This is a genomic window from Acinetobacter sp. YH12135, assembly GCF_013418565.1.
GTDB lineage: Bacteria > Pseudomonadota > Gammaproteobacteria > Pseudomonadales > Moraxellaceae > Acinetobacter > Acinetobacter towneri.
Map to the genome: position 1 here is coordinate 1 of NZ_VPBU01000006.1, position 20,831 is coordinate 20,831.

Here is a 20,831-nt window from a genome sequence, read left to right on the forward strand (position 1 = left end):
ATATAAAAAATAAGCTCAACATGAAATGAATCCCTGTTGAGCTTAAATGTGATCATTGATTGATGATCAAACTTCAACTACGACCAAAAAGGCTGACTTTCAGCAAACTGCTGTAAATCCTGTTCAATCTGTATGGAAATATGACGTTCTTCCGACGCAATCCAACCCAATACAAACCATGTTTTCGGTTCAGTTTGAGCATGGCTTTCATATAGACCTTGTGCCACCATTAAATCATTAAAATGCCCTAAAGTTTCCTGTAATGGTTTTAGGGTTTTTAAATACGTTTTGACGTCATCTTCTGCAAATAAACTACTCACAAACTCCACGGTATAGCGTAAACGTTTTACACGCTTACGCGTGCGGTGTTTAGATTCCACATCCAAGGTTTGGAAATGACCTGTATCATCACAAATTTGTTGATGCATTTTCTGCAAGCGTTTACGTAATACTTTTTTGAATGGTTTTGATTCTGCATCTGCAATCGCAGCCGAATGTGCAAAACTCATAAGTTGTAACAGTAATAAGGTTGTGCTTGGTGAACGGAAAATTGCATCAATCGCAATATTTTTAGATGCTCCAGGGGGTAGCTCAGTAATAGGTGAGCCTGCATTTTCAAGTTGCGGAATCAGACTTTCGCGCAAAGTATCTTGATCGCGGGTCGAACCTAACTGCTGAAAGAGGCTAGCCAATTGACTTTCCCAATTGTGATTTGCCAGTGCATCATATTGAGCAAAGATTTTTAAGGCGCTGCGTAAACGTCGAATTGCAACACGTGCTTGATGCACATGCCCACTGGCATAATCTTGACTGGCAATCGCAGCTGCATTGGGTAGCAAGTGTGCCAAACAATTCTGAGTAATTTGTGTCAACAACTCATGCATATTTTCGGGGTGTTGCAATTGTAAAGCACTTTGCTGCTGTACAGGAATCATGGTTTCATTGTTATACAGCATATTGCCACGCTGCGATTTACTACGTGTGTCGAGCCATAAATGATATTTTTTAATCCACGGCTGAATATAGGCAATTAAATCTGCAATTTCACCTTGTTTCAGTTCAAACTCAACTTCGTAAATTTCAATCGAATTTTTACCTTGTCGGATTTCACCTAAATCAAAAGCAACTTCAATTTGGCTGTTTTTATAATGTGCCAATTGACTGTAGCGTAAAACATCGGTTTCAAACTGCAGAGTTAAATTGACTTTTGAACCATCCAAAGCCTTTTTTAAAATCTTCCGAGCTTGTTTATGATTTTCATAACATGCCAAATCACACAATTCAGGCGCATCATGTCCTAACTCATGTTCAAGCTCAAAGCGTTCATAATGTTGTGGACTAGGCGCTTTTAAAGTTTGTCGCCAAATATCTCCCTCTAAACGCTGACGCAGGGCAATGCGTTGTTTGGCTAAGTGCTGGTCAGGACTATCATAATATTTAGCCCATAAATGTTGTTGTTGAACTAGTTTGTTCTTTTTAAATGCTATTTCGAATGCCGCACGATAATTATGTGGAATTTGAAATTTCAACTCTATTTCAGACATCGGGAATTCCCTCGATGAAAAAAGATACGTTCTATTAACTATAGTGTAAATCTATAAATGAACAAGGGGAGAGCTGTGAACAAAAGCTTGAAAAAGAAAATAATTTGTATTCAGTTTTTAATTCAAAGCAGCCGAAGGAATATTCAAAAGGCTGCCGTTGTATTGCAGTATTTTTAGCGAGTGTTTTGAGGATATTAAGGGAACTTATTTTAAGAATTTACGGCTCACCATAAATTGTTCAGTCGCTTCCAATAAACGCTGTGCATACACTTCCTGTTTTGCTGTTAGCCAACCCAAAACAAACCAGTCGCTCGCTTCCAATTCAGTTTGTTGAATATATCCTGCAGAGGATGCCAACACTTGATATTCCTGAGCTGCAAGCTGAGCATCATTCAATGATTTGCTATATTTCTGCAAATTTTTTACATCATAAATATTCGTCAAAATTGGGAAGCTGAATTTTAGCTCCTGAATACGCAAAGCCAGTTGATCTAAACTTTCAAAATCGTGAATATCACTGTGCTGTAATTGTTCATGTAACTGCTTATATTGCTGTTGCAATGTGTTTTGTGCGGCAGTTTTTAAGTCTAAACCCGAGTCAGCGCTCACATCTAAACTAAACATCAATAATTCTAAATAGTGATGCACGTTTTGCGTTGACCGGACTAAATTGACCAATTTTTCTTGGGCGTATAAGGTATCTTTTTTTAGATTTTCTGCAGTCGTCGGGTTTTGTAAAAACGCGCCGAGTGTGGCTTGCATGTGTTCTAAATGCTTCAAGTGATCAAAATGTTGTTTAAATGCTGCAATTTGCATGGCCCATTTGTCGCCTAAATGCTTAGACCAATCTTTAAATAAGGACAGCGTTAGTTGTAAATGCTGCAAAGCAAGCTGCGCCTGATCAATATGGTTTTGCTCGGCAACTTGTGCAGAAATTGCGGCAATATTAGGCAATAAATGCTGTAATTGTTGTGCAATTAACAGGCGTAAATTTTGGTCGGCATGGTCTTTTTTACTGAATTGAAATTCTTTGCTCTGAGCCGCAGGGCTGACTTTTTGCTGCACAGAAAGCAAATGTCCAATTTCTGCTTTATTGCGTACATCTAACCATAAATGAAATTTTTTAACCCATTCAAAACTAAATGCTAGCAATTGCTGAATTGAACCTTGTTTCAGTTCAAACTCAACCTCATGTACTTCAACTTCGGCACCTGCACAACGAATGTGACCAACATCTAAACTGATTTCAATGTCAGTATCTTCAATGGTCATTAGTCGTGAGGTACGTTGAATATCAGTTTCAAACTGTAGTTTTAACTGATCCCAATTTTGCCCCAAAGCTTGATTTAGCAATTGTTGTGCTTCGGGAATGTTTTGATAAATTTGCAGATCAAGTTGAGGTGGGGTATCTGGATTTTCAGTTGCTGCAAGCGGATGGTTATGTTCAAAACTATGAAAATGACTTTGACCTGCCGCTTTTAAAGTTTGTACCCATTGCTCGCCTTCTAAACGCAGTCTTAACGCCATACCATGATGGGACAAACGGTGTGTGGATGTATCAAAATAGCGTGCTTTTAATGGAATCTGGGTCGATTTTTTCGGGTCTAAAGTTTTGAGTAGTGCCGTGCGACGTGCGACTGGAATTTGAAATTTTAATTCAACTTCGACCATGAAAAATATCCTAAACCTAAAGCATGTTGTGCCAAAGCAATGGCAAACAAATTGGTATTATAAATGTGTGAAAATTGCAGAACCGAGGTTTTGCAAAAGTGCATTTGATTGTAACCAAAATATGTCAAGAAGTAAGACTTGACCCTGGCTTTTTAGTGTTTGGTTTTTATTTTGGCTTAGTTTAAAGTGTCGTTGAGCGTAGCAAAAATAATTCAAATTTATAAACATCAGGATGATGAACATGAACGCAGCATCAAAGCCCGAATTTGAGCCGACACCAGACCCCAAGTTTGAATTGCCAATTCAGGATTATTCAACATTTTACCGTTTTTATTTAACTGAACACCGCAACATCATGAGCCGTCGTTTGCACGTTGTTGGCAGCAGTATCGGTTTATATTGTGTGAGCAAAGCCATACGCCAGAAAAAAGCCAAATATGTACTCTATGGTTTGCTAGCAGGCTATGCCTGTGCATGGGTCGGGCACTTTGTTTTTGAAAAAAATAAACCTGCCAGTTTTAAACAGCCTGTGTATAGTTTTATTTCAGACTGGCGGATGTTTGCAGATGTTTTACGTGGTCATTTAAGTTTGCAAGATCGTGCTAAAGATAAAATTCCAAGTTGAATTGAGCGCTTAGTTATACCGTTTAGGCAAAAACTAAACGATATGTGATTATTTTCATAAAAAATGTACAAATAAAATTAATTTTTTGTTGAAATGATAGAGTGAATATTCTAATAATGTGTCATCAAATTTATTGATAAAAGTTTGTGACTTTCCAAGCCTAGAGTGACCTTTCTCTAGGCTTTTTTTATGTGAAAAATTATATTCAGAATGGTGTTAAATCAGAAATCATTCATCTTTAAGCAAGGATATAGAGCAAGCAGGTTACTGATAGAGCGGCATGAAAAAATATAGACACATGATCATTTGTCGCATCCCCACATGCGCTCTGGCACAAATGATCATGTGTCTAAATGGGCGACCTAAATATGTCGTTATTCGCTGTAGTCACCCGTATGGATTTTAAAATCCATATCTTATTGAACTGGTTGCAGTTCTTGTTTTGCGCAGTTCAATTAAAGCTAAATCTATCTTTTAGCGCTATCACTAGAATTTGGTATTTTTAAGTTTTTGACTCAATAAAACCCAAACAAAATAGAAGCTTATAGAGCCTATATAAAAAAACTTGTTGAGCCTGAGGTTCTGACACATGCCGCCTGAATGTGTAATAATACAGACCTTGTATTATTTGTGGCTGAGATTATGCGCGGTTTATATTTGATTACCAATGATGATCCTATCGAACTGCTTTTGGCAAAATTAGAAGGGGCGATGGCAACTTATGAAGTCGCGGTGTTGCAATATCGCCGTAAAAATGTGCCTCAAGCTCAGCAGGCATACGAAATTGAATATATGAAATCGATGTGTGATCAATACAAAGTTCCTTTTGTGATTAATGACGATCTTGAAACAGCGGTTAAATATGGCGTTGGCGTGCATTTGGGCCAAGACGATGGTTCAATTGTTGAAGCGGTCGCGCGTTTACCTAAAAATGTTCTGATTGGTCGCAGTTGTAATAACTCATTGAAACTGGCGGAACAAGCCATCGCCGATGGTGCTAACTACGTGGCATTCGGCGCAGTCTATCCAACACCAACCAAACCAGAAGCGAGTCAGGTCAGCCTAGATACCATTCAGCATGCTAAGCAAAATTTGAATGTGCCTATTTGTGTCATTGGTGGTTTAACGGTCGAAAATAGTCAACCTGTGATTGATGCAGGTGTAGATTTGTGTGCAGTAGTGAGTGATGTATTGGTTCGTTCGATGCACACCGTTGCACAGCGAGTTTATGATTGGTCTGCTCTTTTTAATGCAGAAGCCTAATTTTTAATTTTATCTTTTAAGTTGAGTGCCTCCATGAGCTTATCTCCAAAGCAAGAACAATTGTTTAAACAAGCCAATAAGCATATTCCAGGTGGGGTCAATTCACCTGTACGCGCATTTAACGGGGTAGGCGGAACCCCTGTATTTATTGAAAAAGCCAAAGGTGCTTATTTGTACGATGTCGATGGCAAACGCTATGTCGACTATGTAGGTTCTTGGGGACCAATGATTTTAGGTCATGCCCATCCTGCTATTATTCAGGCGGTGCAAGCTGCAGCTGAAGATGGTTTGAGTTTTGGTGCGCCAACGGTGCATGAAACGACTTTGGCCGATATTATTTGCGAAATTATGCCTTCAATTGAGTTGGTTCGCATGACCAACTCAGGTACAGAAGCCACCATGACCGCAATTCGTTTGGCGCGTGGTTATACAGGTCGTGACAAAATCGTCAAATTTGAAGGTTGCTATCATGGACACTCAGATTCGCTGTTGGTCAAAGCAGGCTCTGGACTTTTAACCAGTGGTGAAGGTGAAGCGACTTCTGCGGGTGTTCCTGCCGATTTTGCTAAACATACGCTGACTTTACCGTATAACGATATCGCCACCTTAAAAGAATGTTTTACAAAGTTTGGTGCTGAAATTGCAGGGGTGATTGTTGAGCCAGTTGCGGGCAACATGAACTTGGTTAAACCAATTGATGGTTTCCTGCAAGCAATTCGTGATGTCTGCGATGAACGCGGCTCAGTCTTTATTATTGATGAAGTAATGACAGGTTTCCGTGTTGGCTTAGGCGGTGCTCAGGCGCATTATAATGTTAAACCAGACTTGACCACACTCGGTAAAATTATTGGTGCTGGCTTACCAGTAGGTGCATTTGGTGGTAAACGCGAAATCATGGAATGTATTGCGCCATTAGGTAAGGTGTATCAAGCAGGTACTTTGTCTGGTAACCCGTTGGCGATGCGTGCGGGCATTGAAATGTTTAAACATTTACGTGCCGAAGGTTTTTATGAAAATTTAACTGCGCAACTGGAAAAATTGTTGGCAGGCTTACAAGCTGCGTCAGATGAAGCAGGTATCCCGTTCAAGACGCAACAAGTCGGTGCTATGTTTGGTTTGTATTTTACTGACCAAGATGACATCACCAGTTTTGATTCTATGCTGAATTGCGATGTCGATGCTTTCCGTAAATTCTTCCACGGAATGTTGCAACGTGGTGTGAACTTGGCGCCATCTGCTTTTGAAGCAGGCTTTATTTCATCTGCGCATAGTGATGAAGATATTGCCTACACCATTCAAGCTGCAAAAGAAACATTTGCGGAAATGAAGGCGTAATTTGACCTCTGCTTAACACTGTCCTAAAAGGCATAGATATCTCCAAAATATCTATGCTTTAGGTTAAATTGAAGATATACTCTTCAATTTAATATCAAAGGCTTAGATCAGCGTCTTGTTAAACACTAAAATAGCCTGGTCAAACTAAATATGAATCCTATTACTTCATTTGCTCCCGCCATCAAAGATATAGCTTCAGAACGGCTTTGTTGTGCAACTATCTTGCACTATGATTTCATTGTATTTTTCTATCCAAATTTTAAAAACCTTTAAAACAGTATCTTAAAAAATATTTATGCAACAAAGCCTCCTGCATGCTATAAAACCCACATTTCTAAAAGCAGGCTGATTTAAAATTCAGCAGATTGTCTGATTCAGGAATGTAAATCGGAAAATTCATCGGGAATTGATGTATTTTGCATTGTAATTCTGTGTCAGGCTTTTTATTATTGCCGCCTTGTTTTCACGATCGGCCCGGAATTGAAATTGAGTAATTTTCTAAGCGAACACCTGATTCATCGTGACGATGAGTTTATGGTGATACATAAACCCGCTGGCATACTCACCGTTCCAGGTAAAACAGCAGATTTGCAAGATTGTGTGATGAGTCGTCTAGTTAAAATTGAGCCGCGCACTTTGCTGATTCATCGCTTAGATCGTGATACTTCGGGTATTTTGGTATTTGCACTCACGAAATGGGCGCAAAAACAAATTTCGCGTCAGTTTCAAGAACGCCAAACCGATAAAACCTATCAGGCATTGGTGGCAGGGCAACTGCAAGGTGAAGGCACTGTAGATGTGCCTGTTGTCTATGATCCTGCACATCCTCCATTACACATTGCAGATGCAACCCATAACAAACCTGCGTTAACGCATTGGCGTGCATTGGAGCAATTTGAATTGCAGGGGCAAATTGTGACTCGTGTGCAACTGACGCCTATCACAGGTCGTTCGCATCAACTGCGAGTACACATGCAATATTTAGGTCATCCAATTATTGGTGATACTTTGTATGCCACGCCCGAACAGCAACAACTCATGCCTCGTTTGTGTTTACATGCAGTAGAATTAAGTTTTCTGCATCCACAAACTGAGCAACGTGTACAGTTTACTTGCCCAGTCCCATTTTAAGCGAAAAAGATTACGCAAAGCCTGTGCTTTAGGCTCTCTTTTTAGTGCGCTTTATGTCAAAATATATTGCTATACGCCCTGAATTTTTGCTCAAATACTCAGCAGGTTTTGCGCAAAAATTTATACGTCCTAACTTCTAAATAAAGGTGGAAAAATTGCAGCAGTTTGCTATTGGTCAACGTTGGTTATCAGACACAGAAACGGAATTAGGACTTGGTGTTCTGATTGATGTAGATGAGCGATCGGTCAGCATTTTATTCCCTAAAAGTGATGAAACCCGTGTCTATGCACGCAATAACGCACCTTTATCGCGTATCATTTTTAATGTAAATGATGAAGTTCAAGACCAAGAAGGCAATGCGTGGACGGTTGAATCGGTCGAAGACCGCCATGGCGTATTGCGTTATAACGTGGTGCGTCGTTTGCAAGATGGCAGTGAAGAAAAGAAATCACTGAATGAAACCCGTATTGGTGCAAGTATCCAACTTTCAAAACCCTTAGACCGCTTGCTTGCCAGCCAAATTGACTATAAAGAATGGTACGACTTGCGTATTGAAGCCTTGTTGATGCAAGCCAATATGCAAAGTAGCCCACTGCGCGGCTTGGTGGGTTCGCGTGTAGGTTTGATTCCACATCAACTTTATATTGCACATGAAGTCGGTAAGCGTTTTGCGCCACGTGTCTTATTGGCAGATGAAGTTGGTTTAGGTAAAACCATTGAAGCAGGTTTGATCATCCATCAGCAACTCAAAACAGGACGTGCGGAACGTATCCTGATTTTGGTACCTGATTCGCTGCAATATCAGTGGATGATTGAAATGCGTCGCCGTTTCAATCTGCAATTCTCTTTGTTTGATTTAACCCGTACGGCATCTATTAAAGAACACGATCCTGACCTGAATCCATTCTTGACCGAACAATGCATCATTGCTTCAGTCGATTTAATGATTGACCACGATGACTTACGCGAACAAGCCCTAGAAGCAGGTTTTGATTTGCTGGTGGTCGATGAAGCGCATCACTTAATGTGGAGCGAAGAAGAAGGTGGTAATGACCGTTATGATCTGGTCGAAGAATTAGCCGAACAAACCGCAGGGGTGTTATTGCTTACAGCAACGCCTGAGCAACTGGGTGTAGAAAGCCATTTTGCGCGTTTACGTTTACTCGATCCGCAGCGTTTTAGTTCACTAGACCGTTTCTTGGATGAAGAAGCGCAATATCAACATACGGCAAAAATTGCCGAAGTCTTAATGTCAGATGCCGCATTGGAAGAAAGCCATTTGGTTGCACTGGAAGGCTTGTTGGGACATCGCATTGAAGATAACCCAGAGCAGCGTTTCCGTGCCATCCACGAATTATTAGACCGTCATGGTACAGGGCGTATTTTGTTCCGTAATACCCGTGAAGCAATTCAAGGTTTCCCAGGTCGTGATTGTCAGCCTGCGCCGTTACCTGCGCCAGAAAACTGGTCTAAAGATGGTAAATTACGTGAACAAATGTGGCCAGAAGAAGCACAGCTCGATGGCAGTTGGATGGAAACTGACCCGCGTGTAATGTGGTTAATGGAGCGTTTGCGTAGCGACTTAAAACATAAAAAAGTGCTTTTAATTGCGCGTAGCGGCCCTGTGGTAGAAGCCCTTGAAAATGCGCTGCGCCTACATGCAGGTATTCGTACTGCAATGTTCCATGAAGGCATGAGCTTGTTAGAACGTGACCAAGCGGCAGCATATTTCGCAGAAGATTCTTATGGTGCACAAATTTTATTGTGTTCCGAAATTGGTTCAGAAGGGCGTAACTTCCAGTTTGCATCAGACCTGATTTTGTTTGACTTACCTGCCAATCCCGACGTGTTAGAACAACGTATCGGTCGTTTAGACCGTATTGGTCAAGAAAACCGTATTCAAATTCATGTGCCGTATTTGGTGGGGACTGCGCAAGAACGTATGTTCCGTTGGTATAACGAAGCACTCAATATTTTCAGCAATATTTCACCCACTGCACAAACCTTGCAGGAAAACTTTATTGTCGATTTAAAAGACTGCTTATTGGCAGATTTAGGACAACAATTTGAAGATTTGCTGGAAGCAGTCAGCGTGCAGCGCGAAGCTTTGGAAGCTGAATTACAAGCTGGACGAGATCGTTTGTTGGAATACAACTCATGCCGTCCTGTGGTGGCGCAGGAAATTGTACAAGCTTTAGAAGATTACGACGACAATACCACGTTGCCTATGTTTATGAAGCGCTTTATGGCATCGACCAATATTGACTTCGATGAACAAAGCAATGGCACGGTGATTATTAAACCAACTGATCAAATGCAAGTGCAAGGTTTGACCTTAGACGAAGAAGGCATGACCGCGACGTTCTATCGGGATCAGGCGCAAATTCGTGAAGATGCACAGTATTTGACCCTAGAGCATCCATTCACAGAAAGCGTGATGGAAATGATCAATACACAAGGTTTTGGTAGCACCAACGTTGCGGTATTAAAATCTGCCGCTTTGCCACAAGGTTCTGTGTTGCTCGAAGTTTGGTTTAAGGTGGATGTCATTGCACCTAAAGCCCTGAATTTGCCATCAAGCTTGCCACAGCAACTCATTCGTGTCTTATTGAGCGAAAAAGGGCAGGATTTATCGCAAAAAATTGCCCCTGAAATTTTAAAACCTTATTTGCATCATTTAGATGGCAACAGTTGTCGTCAAGTGGTGAAAGCACGCCGTGACGCGATTGAAGCGCGTTATACACAGGCTTTGGAGTTGGCTAAAGCTGCATTGCCTGAATTTAAGCAACAAGCTAAAGATGTATATAGCAAAAAATGGCAATATGAAATTGACCGTTTAAGCTATTTGAAGCAATTTAACCCAAGTATTCGTGAAGATGAAATTACACGTTTACAGAAATTGCAAAAAGAAGGTGTTGCATTATTAGATGGTTTGTCGGTCACGCCTGAAGCAATTCAGGTGATGGTGGTGGTAAAGCCATAAAGAGTGCATTCAATACAGGTGTCTAGACGGTGTATTTGTATTGAGTCGGTTTTAATCAATCACTTTTTTAAATATTTGGCATCTTCTAAATTGCACGTTTTAAGTTGGGCATTGCGCCTCATTTTTACGGAGCAGTTTAGCGGGTGCTTTTTTAATATCGCAATAAAAATTTTGTGCGAGATTTTTCACATCACAGACTTAAACAAAGTAGCAACCAGTGCTTATGTGTCATTAAAATGACTCATAATTCATCTTTTTCAGCATTCCGGTCATTTGCAAAACCCAGTGGTATGCGTAGTTTAAAGGCTGTTGATCTTTTATCTATGATTGATGTGCCAAGTGTTGAATCTGTAAGCGCGTACGCATAGATCAAGTCACAGACCCGATATTCTTCTTTTAAGCGTATTTTAAATGACTAAAGCTGCAATTCATTTTACCCATGCCAATGGTATTCCTTCTGCCAGTTATCAAAAGTTTTTTCAATGTTTTGAAGCAGATTATCATTTAAAGGCAATTCCACTGATTGGTATGCAAGCAGAATTTCCTGTGACCTATAAGTGGACCTATTTGATTCATCAAGTGATTCAGGACATTGAGCAGCAGTTTCCAAAGCAACAAGTGATTGGTTTAGGGCATTCTTTTGGTTCATTATTAACCCTGATGTGTGCCTATCAGCGTCCAGATTTATTTTCTCAATTGATTATTATGGATCCACCTTTTGTGATTGGATCGAAGTCGGCATTATTTGAAATTTTACAAAAATTTAAACTGAAATATGTAGATCAACTCACACCTGCCGCCGTGACCATGAAGCGTCGAGATCATTGGGCTAGCCATGCAGAAGCCTATCAAGCTTTGCGGCATAACCGTTTATTTAAAAAATTTGATGCACAATGTTTTGAAGATTATTTTGCCAGCGGCATACAAGTCGATGCACAAAGAGGTGGTGTGACTTTAACAATTCCAAAACGGGTAGAAGCTGAAACTTTTAGAACCGTACCTGCATGGTGGTGGCGCACACCACGCAAAGCCCCAGATGTACCTGTGCATTTAATTACAGCAAGGCATAGCCCATTTTATTTGCAAGGTTTACCGCAAGGCATGCAAAAAACTTATGGAGTTGAGTTTAGTGTGGTCGAGGGAGGACACATGTTTCCTTTGGAAAATCCTGAAACCACGGCAACACATGTGCAGCAATTAATTCAAAAACAACACGCTTAACAGCGAAGTCTAACAATTAAATGCTCAAACGGGCGTGACCTGATTCAGGAAAATCGCCCGATTTATCCTGTGTTATGTTAACGAATTTTGGCATCATCCAAATGTCGTGCGCCTTCTAAAATCATGCGAATCATGGTCATGGTTTGTTCAGCGGTTTCTTTACGTTCAGTCGCAGGCATATCAATGACTTTAGCGCCCATATTAAACACCAACTGGGTAATGGCTTTTGCGACAATATCGGGATGCGCTAACTTGCTGTTATTTAAACGTTCTAAACGAATTAAATCATCTTGTAATTCTTGCTGAAAATAATTCAGCTGGCGTTCAACAGCAAGTTTATAAGAGGTTGAACCCGTATAACCTTCACGTAATAGCAGACTTAAATTGCCTTCATCGGTATCTAATTGTTCAATAAATACTTCAACCGAACTACGAATAATACTGTTTTGTTTAGATGCTTTTAAACGTGCTTCATGCAGAATTTGACGCAACACCACACCTGCACGATCAATCAGTTCAATCGCGAGTTCATCAATATCTTTAAAATGACGATAAAAACTGTTTGGTGCGATGCCTGCTTCACGTGCAACTTCACGTAAACTTAAAGATGCGATACTTTTTTGTGGGCCAATTAAATTTAATGCTGCCTGAAATAATTCTTGTTTGGTAATGGTAGCTTTACGCCCAGCCGTACGCACGACAAGAGGCTCATGAACCGTTTCAGATTCTGGAAAAGTCACATCATGGTTTGTTTTCATGGCAGGCTGAGTCATATTTTCAATAATTTATAAGCTTAGAGGCATTATAGCGGTTGCGCCAGTACTTGTGAAATGATTAGAAACAATACAGGTGTATATACAAATATATATACATGTGTATAATAATTAAAATTTCATCGGGTGGTGCTGAATCATGCAGCTAACTGAAAAAAGAAAATCTCCCTTAACCAGTATTGCAACTGCAGTACTAGACCCTTATGCAGCAAATTTCTGGTTGCAAAAAATTAATCCATTATGGTCGGTGAATCAGTCACTCGGCAAAATTGTGAAAAAAGATATTGCCGCACAAGGTGTGGTGAGTTTCACTTTGCAATTCAATAAAAGACTCCAAGTTGGTGCAGCAGGGCAGCATCATCCTGTTTATGTGACAATTCAGGGCGTACGCTATGAGCGAACATATAGTTTGACTCAGCTTGATGCACAACACGTTTTGTTGACAGTGAAAAAAGTTGATCAGGGCAAAGTCAGCACATGGCTGGTTGAGCAAGCCAAAGTTGGCGATACTTTAGAGTTTGGTGCGCCTTATGGTGATATGCAATTGCCTGCACAAGCCCAGCCTTTAATTCTATTGGCAGCAGGTAGCGGTATCACACCGATGTATAGTCTGGTACAAGACATGGCAAAATCTGGTCGTCTTAGTAGCACTCCAGTAACTTTAATGTATTGGGTAAAAACCTTTGTAGACGCAGCATTTAAAGCACAGTTTGAAGCATGGGCACAGCAATATCCAAACTTTAAATTTCAAGTGTTTTATACCCAAGAGCCGAGTGTGGCGCACAGCCGTTTAAATGCAGAACATTTACAAGACTTGGCACAAATCGAGCAAAGTGCAGTGTTTGCATGTGGCCCATCGGGTTTTACCACGCAAGCTGAACAATTATTTGCACAAGCTGCTTTGCTGAAAACAGAAGCTTTTAGCATGACCCCTGTGTTAAGTGACGATGTTGGTTTGGTACAAGTTACACTGACCCAATCGAAAAAGATTGTCACCATTCCAAAAGGCAAGTCCATTTTAGAAAGTCTGGAACAGCAAAATATTAAGCCTAAATACGGCTGTCGTATGGGAATTTGCCATAAATGTGTATGTAACAAAGCTGAAGGTTCAACGAAAAACTTGGTCGATGGTGTTCAAAATAGCGAACCGAATAACCAATTGAAAATCTGCGTCAATTCAGCACAAACCGATTTAATTATTGATTTATAAGCGAGTTCCGATTATGAATATGCCAGTAAAAATAGAATATTTCCGCAATCCTAAAAACCGTGAACTCACTCAATTTGAATTAGATGAGCTTGCACGTGAATTAGACGCCATCAAACAAGAAGTTTTGGATGATATTGGTGAAAAAGATGCCAAATACATCCGCCGTGTTTATTCAACCATTCGTTATAGCTCAATGGCAGGTCGTGCCTTATTGTTCGCAGGATGGTTCCCGCCAGCATGGGTTTTGGGTACAGGCTTGTTAGGCTTTGCCAAAATTCTGGAAAACATGGAATTAGGTCATAATGTCATGCATGGTCAGTATGACTGGATGAATGATCCTAAATTCAATGGTGCAAGTTATGAATGGGATACGGTAGGTACTTCAGACAACTGGCGTCAAACCCATAACTTTAAACACCATACTTATACCAATATTAAAGGTATGGATGATGATATTGGCTATGGTTTGGTGCGTTTGTTCCCAGAACAGCGCTGGAGATCAGGCTATTTATTGCAACCTTTATACAGTATTCCTTTCTGCTTACTGTTCCAATGGGGTGTTGCCATTCAGAATTTAGAAATTGGTAAAATTTTGAATGGCCGTAAAAGCAAAGCCCAAGCCAAAAAAGAATGGCAACCTATGCAGAAGAAAATTGGAAAACAATTGTTTAAAGATTATGTGTTCTTTCCATTGATTGCAGGCCCTTCGGCTTTACCAGTGTTTACAGGGAACTTGGTTGCGAATGGTATTCGTAATATTTGGACATTCAGCATTATTTTCTGCGGTCACTTTACGAAGGATGTAGAAGTATTTCCAAAGTCTGTGATGCAAAACGAAAGCCGTGGTCACTGGTATATGCGTCAAATTCGTGGTTCATCGAATCTTACAGGTTCTGAAGCATTCCACATTTTGACAGGACATTTAAGCCATCAAATTGAACACCATTTATATCCAGATATTCCTGCACGTCGCTATCGTAAAATGGCTCCAAAAGTACAAGCTGTGTGTGAAAAGTATGGCTTGAACTACAACAATGCGAGCTTAGTTAAACAGTACGGCAGTGTGCTTAAACGTATTGTGAAATATGCTTTTCCATTTAAGAAATAAGTGACTTACAAATGAGTTGTTTAGTACGAATAGATTAAGTGATTGATCTTGGTTTAAAACTATACTTCTATTTTGAATTAGAGGTGATGCTGTAAAGTGTCACCTTTTTTATTGCTTTAGGTGTTGTAGTCGTTATTTTTATGCAGAATCATCAGCTATTTTATTAAGAGAAAACTCTATTTTTATTTTCTATTCTGGGTATAAAAAAGTAATCACCATAGGCGGCATCCGCTACATGTAACTTAAAAAACCCACAATTCAAATTGTGGTTTTATTATATCATTCATCAAAATCAAGCCAGTTTTTTATAAGTTACAATTTCTGGCAATGAATGATCACTACCCACCATATAAGAATAAGTCGCTAAACTCAGCATGGCATCATCTTCATCACTATTACCATACGCATAAATAGCAGCATAATTTTCTAAATCATATTGTTCTAAAATCCGTATTTTCTTTTGTTCCTGACTGCAATCAGGTGTTGAATATCGCCCTGTAAATTGCTGCTTTTCAATTGCTGTTTCAGTACAAATCAAAGCGACATTTAACTGCTGACAAATATACTGTAAATAAATATCTACACTTGCAGAAACAACCACCACTTCATCTCCATTGAATTGATGCTGCTTTAATTGTTGTAATAGTTGTGGGTTAAGATCATGTATTAAATCTACTGCGTAGCGCTGTGCAAGTGCTAATATTTCAGCTGTATTTGCATCTTTAAACATAGCATTAAACAATTTAGGGCGCATGGCATGTGCAGGATAAACTTTTAAATAGTAAGCCTGAATCCAAGGCAAGATTTTAAGTCCTTGCTTAAAAATATGCCGCTTAGATAAAGCATAGAAAATAAACCCTGTAAAACTGTCTTTGCTGCACAGGGTCCCATCAAAATCAAATAGGGCTAGATTTTTATATTTTTGGCTTTTTGCATGCATGTTTTATAACGTCCATTGACTCGCGTAGCAAACCAATTGGTGTTGTAATCTCGACTCAGTTTAGGCCCTGAAATGACCACTTGCGGCATCATGGCATAAAATGGCTCTTTGCCCGTTTGCGCTTTATAGAGTTTCGTGACTGCTAAATATGTCGCAGTATCTTCAAATTTCTTTTCTTTTTCTTTTTTTAGGTCTGCACGAATTTGTCGTGGGGTGACTAAAATATTATGTTTTGAAAAAACAGCAATTAATTCACGTTCGGATTCACTCTTTGCATTACGCACGCTACCATCTTTAGTATAAAGTAGCAAATCACCATCTAAATCTAATTCTGCTTCAGTTAAATCATTTAGCATGCTTTGGAATGCGGCATTGCGGCTCGAATACATGCCAGAGTTATAATCAGCAAAGCGGTATAGCGGTTGATCGTAATCGGCAGGGTACATCATTAAACGATGAATCCCGTAATATAATCCGCCATATTGAGTGTATAGATCGCTGCGTAACTCTGCGATGTTACCGCTTTGGCGTTTATGCTCTTTGGCATAGCTAATATGTACTTGCATCGAGCCTAAAGTAGTAATTGGATTAAGTTTTTCGCCAATATTTTGTCCAAACAGTTTGGCAGCACCTGTTAGCGCAGACACGTGATAATGTTTGGCCATATAGTCAAAAATTTCACGATACAATTCATCCAGTTCACGTTCGGTTTTCACACGACGCATTTGGCTTAAATAGTTATCTTCAGGGCTTGGGTGGTTTTTCAGTACATCCTGAAAATAGCCTGCAACCGTACCACCAATGGCTTCGCCCAGTTTATCTTTAAATTTCTCATCCAAACGGTCTTGCACTTCTTTAACTGCTTTTTCACCCAGACCATAGACTTGAGGGTCGGCTACAAAGTTCGATTCCTGATCCACCACGGCAATGATGGTGCACATATTTTCTTTGGTTTGTGGAATACCCAATTGCTCAGAAATATCATAAATATCTTTAGCCCAAGCACTGCGTTCACTGACACGGTTAGGAATCAGTTTGCGAATGTGTTCTGCTTCCAAGGTTGGCTCATTGTCCTTAGACCACCACGCGCTGTCTCCACAGGCTGCTAAGCTTAAGGATAAGGCGAGCACGCTGAAGGGTTTCATCAAAGAAGTGAATACAGTGTCTTTCATAGATAGGGAAAACTCGTTCCAAATGGATGAGCCCAAAGGGCAGATGCAGTATACTATGCCAATCATTAAAGTTAAGAATATATATGTATATTGGTCCCTATCAACTGTCAAATAATTTGATTGTTGCCCCAATGGCGGGTGTTACAGATCGGCCATTTCGCTCACTGTGCAAATACTTTGGTGCTGGGCATGCGGTCAGTGAAATGATGACATCTGACAAAACTTTGCGCATGAGTAAAAAGAGTTTGTATCGTGCCAACTTTGATGGGGAACTTGCACCAATTTCTGCACAAATTGCAGGTTCAGACCCGCATGATTTGGCCGAAGCCGCACGTTATCAAGTCGCCAATGGTGCACAAATTGTTGATATCAATATGGGCTGTCCTGCCAAAAAAGTCTGTAATAAGTTAGCAGGTTCTGCCTTGTTGCAAGATGAAGATTTGGTGGCACGTATTTTAGATACTGTCGTTGCTGCAGTTGATGTACCTGTAACCCTTAAAACCCGTTTGGGTTTTTTAAATGGTCAGGAAAATATCTTACGTGTGGCAAAGCGTGCGGAACAAGCTGGTATTGCCGCTTTAGCTTTGCATGGTCGTACCCGTGAAGATATGTATTTAAATCATGCACGTTACTCACTCATTAAAGACGTGAAAAGTATGTTGCAGATACCTGTGATTGCCAATGGTGATATAGATAGCCCTGAAAAGGCCAAATATGTCTTGGACTATACAGGCGCAGATGCGATTATGATTGGACGTGCAGCACAGGGGCGTCCGTGGATTTTTCGGGAAATTGCACATTATTTAGCAACGGGGGAGCTGCTTGCCGCACCGAGTATTGCAGAAGTTCAAAAAGTCCTATTAGGACATTTAGCTGAGCTGTATGAATTTTATGGTGAATATTCAGGTTGTCGCATTTCACGTAAACATATTGCTTGGTACACCAAAGGTTTACGTTCAAGTAATGAATTTCGTCAAAGTATGTATCAAGTAGAAAGTACGGCAGAGCAATATAAAGTAGTGGAAGATTACTTTAATCAGCTACTTGCGCATGGTGAAATCATGAGTGATGTGCAGGTTGAAGCGGTGAACTTATTAGATACAAAGTAAAAAATTAAAACTCAACCGTGATACACGGTTGAGTTTTCTGTACCTATATTTAGCGTGCGTGAATCATTTCTAAAACCAACTGATTAATTAAATCTGCAGCTTCTAATTCACGAATTTGGCTAACATTACTGCCTGCCCAGAATGGCGCATAACCTTGCTCACCTTGTGTGACGGCTGCTGCATGCAACTGTTTTGCAAGATCATACGTATATGGATAGGTGGGCACAGTTAAACGATTTGGTGTATCTACCTGTGTATGCCAATGATTAATTAAACCACGGGCAGGACGTCCAGAGATGCTGTCGGTAATTTGAGTAATGTTTTGCTGAAATAAAGCTTGTCGATAAGCTGGATTGGCATTGGAACTTTTACATTGCACAAAGGCTGTACCCAGCTGTACCGCAGAAGCGCCCAATTTCAGCATTAACTGTGCTTGCTGACCATTCATAATGCCACCTGCGGCAACCACTGGCAGGGTACAATGTTCACGAATCAGTTGTACTAAATCGCTGGTTTTAATTGCACTATCAAAAGTTTGGTTAAAGATACCCCGATGTCCACCTGCCTCAATGCCTTGGGCGATAATGACATCAATTCCCGCTGCTTCAATGGCTTGAGCTTCGGCTAAGTTGGTTGCTGAAACCATAGTAATGATTCCTGCATCTTTTAAAGCCTGAATTTGATGCGCATGCGGAATCCCGAAGTGAAAACTGACGGCTTGTGGTTTAGTTTCTAGTACAAGATCTAAATATCCATCATGGTCTTTAAAACTTGGATAAATACAATTTAGTTGACTCGGTGCAGTTGCGCCATAGCGTTCAAAGATTGGCTGAAAATGTGCAATCCACGCTTGTGCAGCGACTTCATTTAGTGGACTTGATTCATGGCAAAAGAAATTGACCTGAAATGGAAAATCAGTCAGTTCTTGAGTGCGTAAAATTTGCTCACGTGCAGCATCTACCGTGTTTGCACCTAAACCGAGTGAGCCAAAACCACCTTGATTAGAAACCTCGGCTGCAAGTTCGGGAGTAGAAACGCCAGCCATTGGAGCAAGAAAAATAGGATGCTTTATATTCAGTTGTTCTAATAAGGTCATATTATTTACTCCATGTTTTTATCTACTTTGCCCAACTCTAGGTAGATTGGCAAATCATATCCGTCATTTCTTTATTAAATATTAAGATGAGCGATATCATTAAATTTGCAGATGCTTTCAGGCATAATAAGCCTGATGTATGAATTGATGAGTAAATTAATGAAGCCTTTCGTTTATGGTGGTTTGCTTGTGGTGTGTGGATTAAGTGCGTGTAGCAATCCACAGCAAACTCAAGTAAAAATTGATCCAAAGCAATATCAGGTTCAGGATGCGACTGCATTACAACAGCGTATAGATGCTTTAAATGTCAAATTGGCGCAAGACTTCAAACAATTTAAACAAGTCGAAAATATCGCATTTGCACATCAATTCCCTTTAGATGTAAATAACTTACAAACTTTAAATCAGCATTTAGTCGCCAGTACTGCTTTAAAGCCGACTAAAATTGCTTATTGCGATATGATGAATGGTCATTTTGCTGAGTTATATCGTTTAGGACATTACAATCTAGATTTTCTCAAAGATGTAAAATTACCGCGTGCAGAGCAGGAAAATTTGGTTGAAAATTTTGTCAATGCAGAATCTTATTATGATTTTATTTTGAATCGTTACACCAGTTACCGCCAAGTACAACAGACCATGGGCTATGGTTGTAATTTAAAAGCGGCGTTATAGTTGCGGCAGGATTTAGGTTTACTAGGGTCTGTTGATATTTCATAAATGGCTTGCGCTGTAGGCTAAAACTGAGCAGATTAGGCATGAAACGCAGGGAATAACGGGTTTATTTTCAAGTTTTATAACGCAATCTGTGAAAGTTTTAGCCACATGAGCAAAAACAAAGCACTGCTTTGTTTGCTGCGCAAGGGTACAAGCATATTTTTTGCTGCTATTACGTTATGTGCCAGTCATTTAGAATGAGTAAATTTCCTGTCCCATGCCTTATATCAGCTAAAAAACCTTGCGAGATATATCTCTCATGTCGCAAACATAGACGAATTGTCAACAGACCCTAATTAAATCGTGCTGAATAAAAAACTCCTGAGAACTTGCTCAGGAGTTTTTGTTTTATACAATCAAATTATTGTTGTGCTTTTTCTTTCACATTTGCAGCACCTTGTTCAACCGCACCTGCAGTCGCAGCAGTTGCATCTTTAGCAGCTTGTACAGTCGCATCAGCTGCGTTTTCTGTTGCTGTTGCAACATTGTGTGCAGCATTTTCAGTTGCTTGCGCTGCGTTATCTACCGCAGTTGCTGTAGCAGTAGCAGCTTCATGTGTTGCATCTTTGGCATCATGTGCAGCTTGAGCCGCAGCGTTTTCTAAGTGTTCACCCGTAGTTGCCCCTGTTTCTGGTGCTTTTTCTTTTGCACAACCTACAAGTGCTACAGTGGCAGCAAGACCTAAAGCAATAAGAAGTTTATTCATTATCATGTTTCCTTTTTTTACATCCACTTAAGATGGGATAATGCGAATATAACCAAAAAACAATCAATTTGAAGCTTAAAATTGTTCAAATAATGTAATGGGTTTAGATATTTTTTTGTTGTGTAGATTAGAACGATAAATTAGAGAAAAATATGCCGATGCGATTCATTTTTTCTGATAAGGTGAAATCTTAAGAATGGTTACAGTTTTTATTGTACAGTAATGC

General features: G+C 40.0%; 17 protein-coding genes. 10 read left to right on the forward strand and 7 right to left on the reverse strand.

Annotated features, from left to right (window positions below; translation table 11 throughout):
- Positions 1-77 precede the first annotated feature (77 nt).
- Both FTU70_RS04920 and FTU70_RS04925 read right to left on the reverse strand, forming a co-directional pair.
- The gene (locus tag FTU70_RS04920; protein WP_180060181.1) at positions 78-1,544 is read right to left on the reverse strand and encodes a CYTH and CHAD domain-containing protein; all 1,467 of its coding nucleotides are present in this window, start codon (positions 1,542-1,544) and stop codon (positions 78-80) included.
- A gap of 204 nt (positions 1,545-1,748) precedes the next feature.
- On the reverse strand, positions 1,749-3,215 hold the full coding sequence (locus tag FTU70_RS04925) for a CYTH domain-containing protein (protein WP_180060183.1): 1,467 nt from the start codon (positions 3,213-3,215) through the stop codon (positions 1,749-1,751).
- Between the two features lie 241 nt (positions 3,216-3,456).
- On the opposite strand from FTU70_RS04925, the gene FTU70_RS04930 reads away from it, so the two are divergent.
- The 6 genes from FTU70_RS04930 to FTU70_RS04955 all read left to right on the forward strand — a co-directional run bounded on the left by FTU70_RS04930 (position 3,457) and on the right by FTU70_RS04955 (position 11,774).
- A complete protein-coding gene (locus FTU70_RS04930; protein ID WP_004973016.1) occupies positions 3,457-3,840 on the forward strand; it encodes a DUF962 domain-containing protein in 384 nt (127 codons plus the stop codon).
- A 642-nt stretch (positions 3,841-4,482) separates the two neighbouring features.
- Positions 4,483-5,103, forward strand: coding sequence for a thiamine phosphate synthase (gene thiE, locus FTU70_RS04935; protein WP_180060185.1), 621 nt, complete (start codon positions 4,483-4,485; stop codon positions 5,101-5,103).
- A gap of 33 nt (positions 5,104-5,136) precedes the next feature.
- Positions 5,137-6,438 carry a glutamate-1-semialdehyde 2,1-aminomutase gene (hemL, locus tag FTU70_RS04940; protein ID WP_180037635.1) on the forward strand — a complete coding sequence of 434 codons (1,302 nt, stop codon included), beginning with the start codon at positions 5,137-5,139 and terminating at the stop codon, positions 6,436-6,438.
- Between the two features lie 486 nt (positions 6,439-6,924).
- Complete coding sequence (locus FTU70_RS04945) at positions 6,925-7,569, forward strand: RluA family pseudouridine synthase (protein ID WP_180060187.1); 645 nt, start codon at positions 6,925-6,927, stop codon at positions 7,567-7,569.
- A gap of 146 nt (positions 7,570-7,715) precedes the next feature.
- Positions 7,716-10,553 carry an RNA polymerase-associated protein RapA gene (gene rapA / locus FTU70_RS04950; RefSeq protein ID WP_180043816.1) on the forward strand — a complete coding sequence of 946 codons (2,838 nt, stop codon included), beginning with the start codon at positions 7,716-7,718 and terminating at the stop codon, positions 10,551-10,553.
- Positions 10,554-10,964: 411 nt separating this feature from the next.
- The gene (locus tag FTU70_RS04955; protein ID WP_180060189.1) at positions 10,965-11,774 is read left to right on the forward strand and encodes an alpha/beta fold hydrolase; all 810 of its coding nucleotides are present in this window, start codon (positions 10,965-10,967) and stop codon (positions 11,772-11,774) included.
- 77 nt (positions 11,775-11,851) lie between these two features.
- Here the strand turns inward: FTU70_RS04955 and fabR are convergent, their stop codons facing one another.
- Entirely contained in the window at positions 11,852-12,532 is a 681-nt protein-coding gene (gene fabR, locus FTU70_RS04960) for an HTH-type transcriptional repressor FabR (RefSeq protein ID WP_180060191.1), read from the reverse strand.
- Positions 12,533-12,686: 154 nt separating this feature from the next.
- Here fabR and FTU70_RS04965 point away from each other — a divergent pair, with 154 nt between their 5' ends.
- Both FTU70_RS04965 and FTU70_RS04970 read left to right on the forward strand, forming a co-directional pair.
- Positions 12,687-13,757, forward strand: coding sequence for a ferredoxin reductase (locus FTU70_RS04965; protein ID WP_180060193.1), 1,071 nt, complete (start codon positions 12,687-12,689; stop codon positions 13,755-13,757).
- Between the two features lie 13 nt (positions 13,758-13,770).
- Positions 13,771-14,865, forward strand: coding sequence for an acyl-CoA desaturase (locus tag FTU70_RS04970; protein ID WP_180060195.1), 1,095 nt, complete (start codon positions 13,771-13,773; stop codon positions 14,863-14,865).
- Between the two features lie 292 nt (positions 14,866-15,157).
- On the opposite strand, the gene FTU70_RS04975 is transcribed toward FTU70_RS04970, so the two are convergent.
- Both FTU70_RS04975 and FTU70_RS04980 read right to left on the reverse strand, forming a co-directional pair.
- Positions 15,158-15,805: an HAD-IB family phosphatase gene (locus FTU70_RS04975; RefSeq protein ID WP_004973036.1), complete on the reverse strand. Its 648-nt coding sequence runs from the start codon at positions 15,803-15,805 to the stop codon at positions 15,158-15,160.
- Positions 15,772-16,977 carry a DUF1615 family protein gene (locus FTU70_RS04980; protein WP_218946820.1) on the reverse strand — a complete coding sequence of 402 codons (1,206 nt, stop codon included), beginning with the start codon at positions 16,975-16,977 and terminating at the stop codon, positions 15,772-15,774. The genes FTU70_RS04975 and FTU70_RS04980 overlap by 34 nt, the downstream gene beginning before the upstream one ends.
- An 83-nt stretch (positions 16,978-17,060) precedes the next feature.
- On the opposite strand from FTU70_RS04980, the gene dusB reads away from it, so the two are divergent.
- Entirely contained in the window at positions 17,061-18,086 is a 1,026-nt protein-coding gene (gene dusB / locus FTU70_RS04985) for a tRNA dihydrouridine synthase DusB (protein ID WP_180060200.1), read from the forward strand.
- A gap of 49 nt (positions 18,087-18,135) precedes the next feature.
- On the opposite strand, the gene FTU70_RS04990 is transcribed toward dusB, so the two are convergent.
- Positions 18,136-19,182 (reverse strand): nitronate monooxygenase family protein, encoded by a 1,047-nt coding sequence (locus FTU70_RS04990; protein ID WP_180060202.1) that lies wholly within the window; start codon positions 19,180-19,182, stop codon positions 18,136-18,138.
- Positions 19,183-19,341: 159 nt separating this feature from the next.
- Here FTU70_RS04990 and FTU70_RS04995 point away from each other — a divergent pair, with 159 nt between their 5' ends.
- On the forward strand, positions 19,342-19,857 hold the full coding sequence (locus FTU70_RS04995) for a hypothetical protein (RefSeq protein WP_180060203.1): 516 nt from the start codon (positions 19,342-19,344) through the stop codon (positions 19,855-19,857).
- A gap of 403 nt (positions 19,858-20,260) precedes the next feature.
- On the opposite strand, the gene FTU70_RS05000 is transcribed toward FTU70_RS04995, so the two are convergent.
- Positions 20,261-20,605 carry a hypothetical protein gene (locus tag FTU70_RS05000; RefSeq protein WP_004973048.1) on the reverse strand — a complete coding sequence of 115 codons (345 nt, stop codon included), beginning with the start codon at positions 20,603-20,605 and terminating at the stop codon, positions 20,261-20,263.
- Positions 20,606-20,831 lie beyond the last annotated feature (226 nt).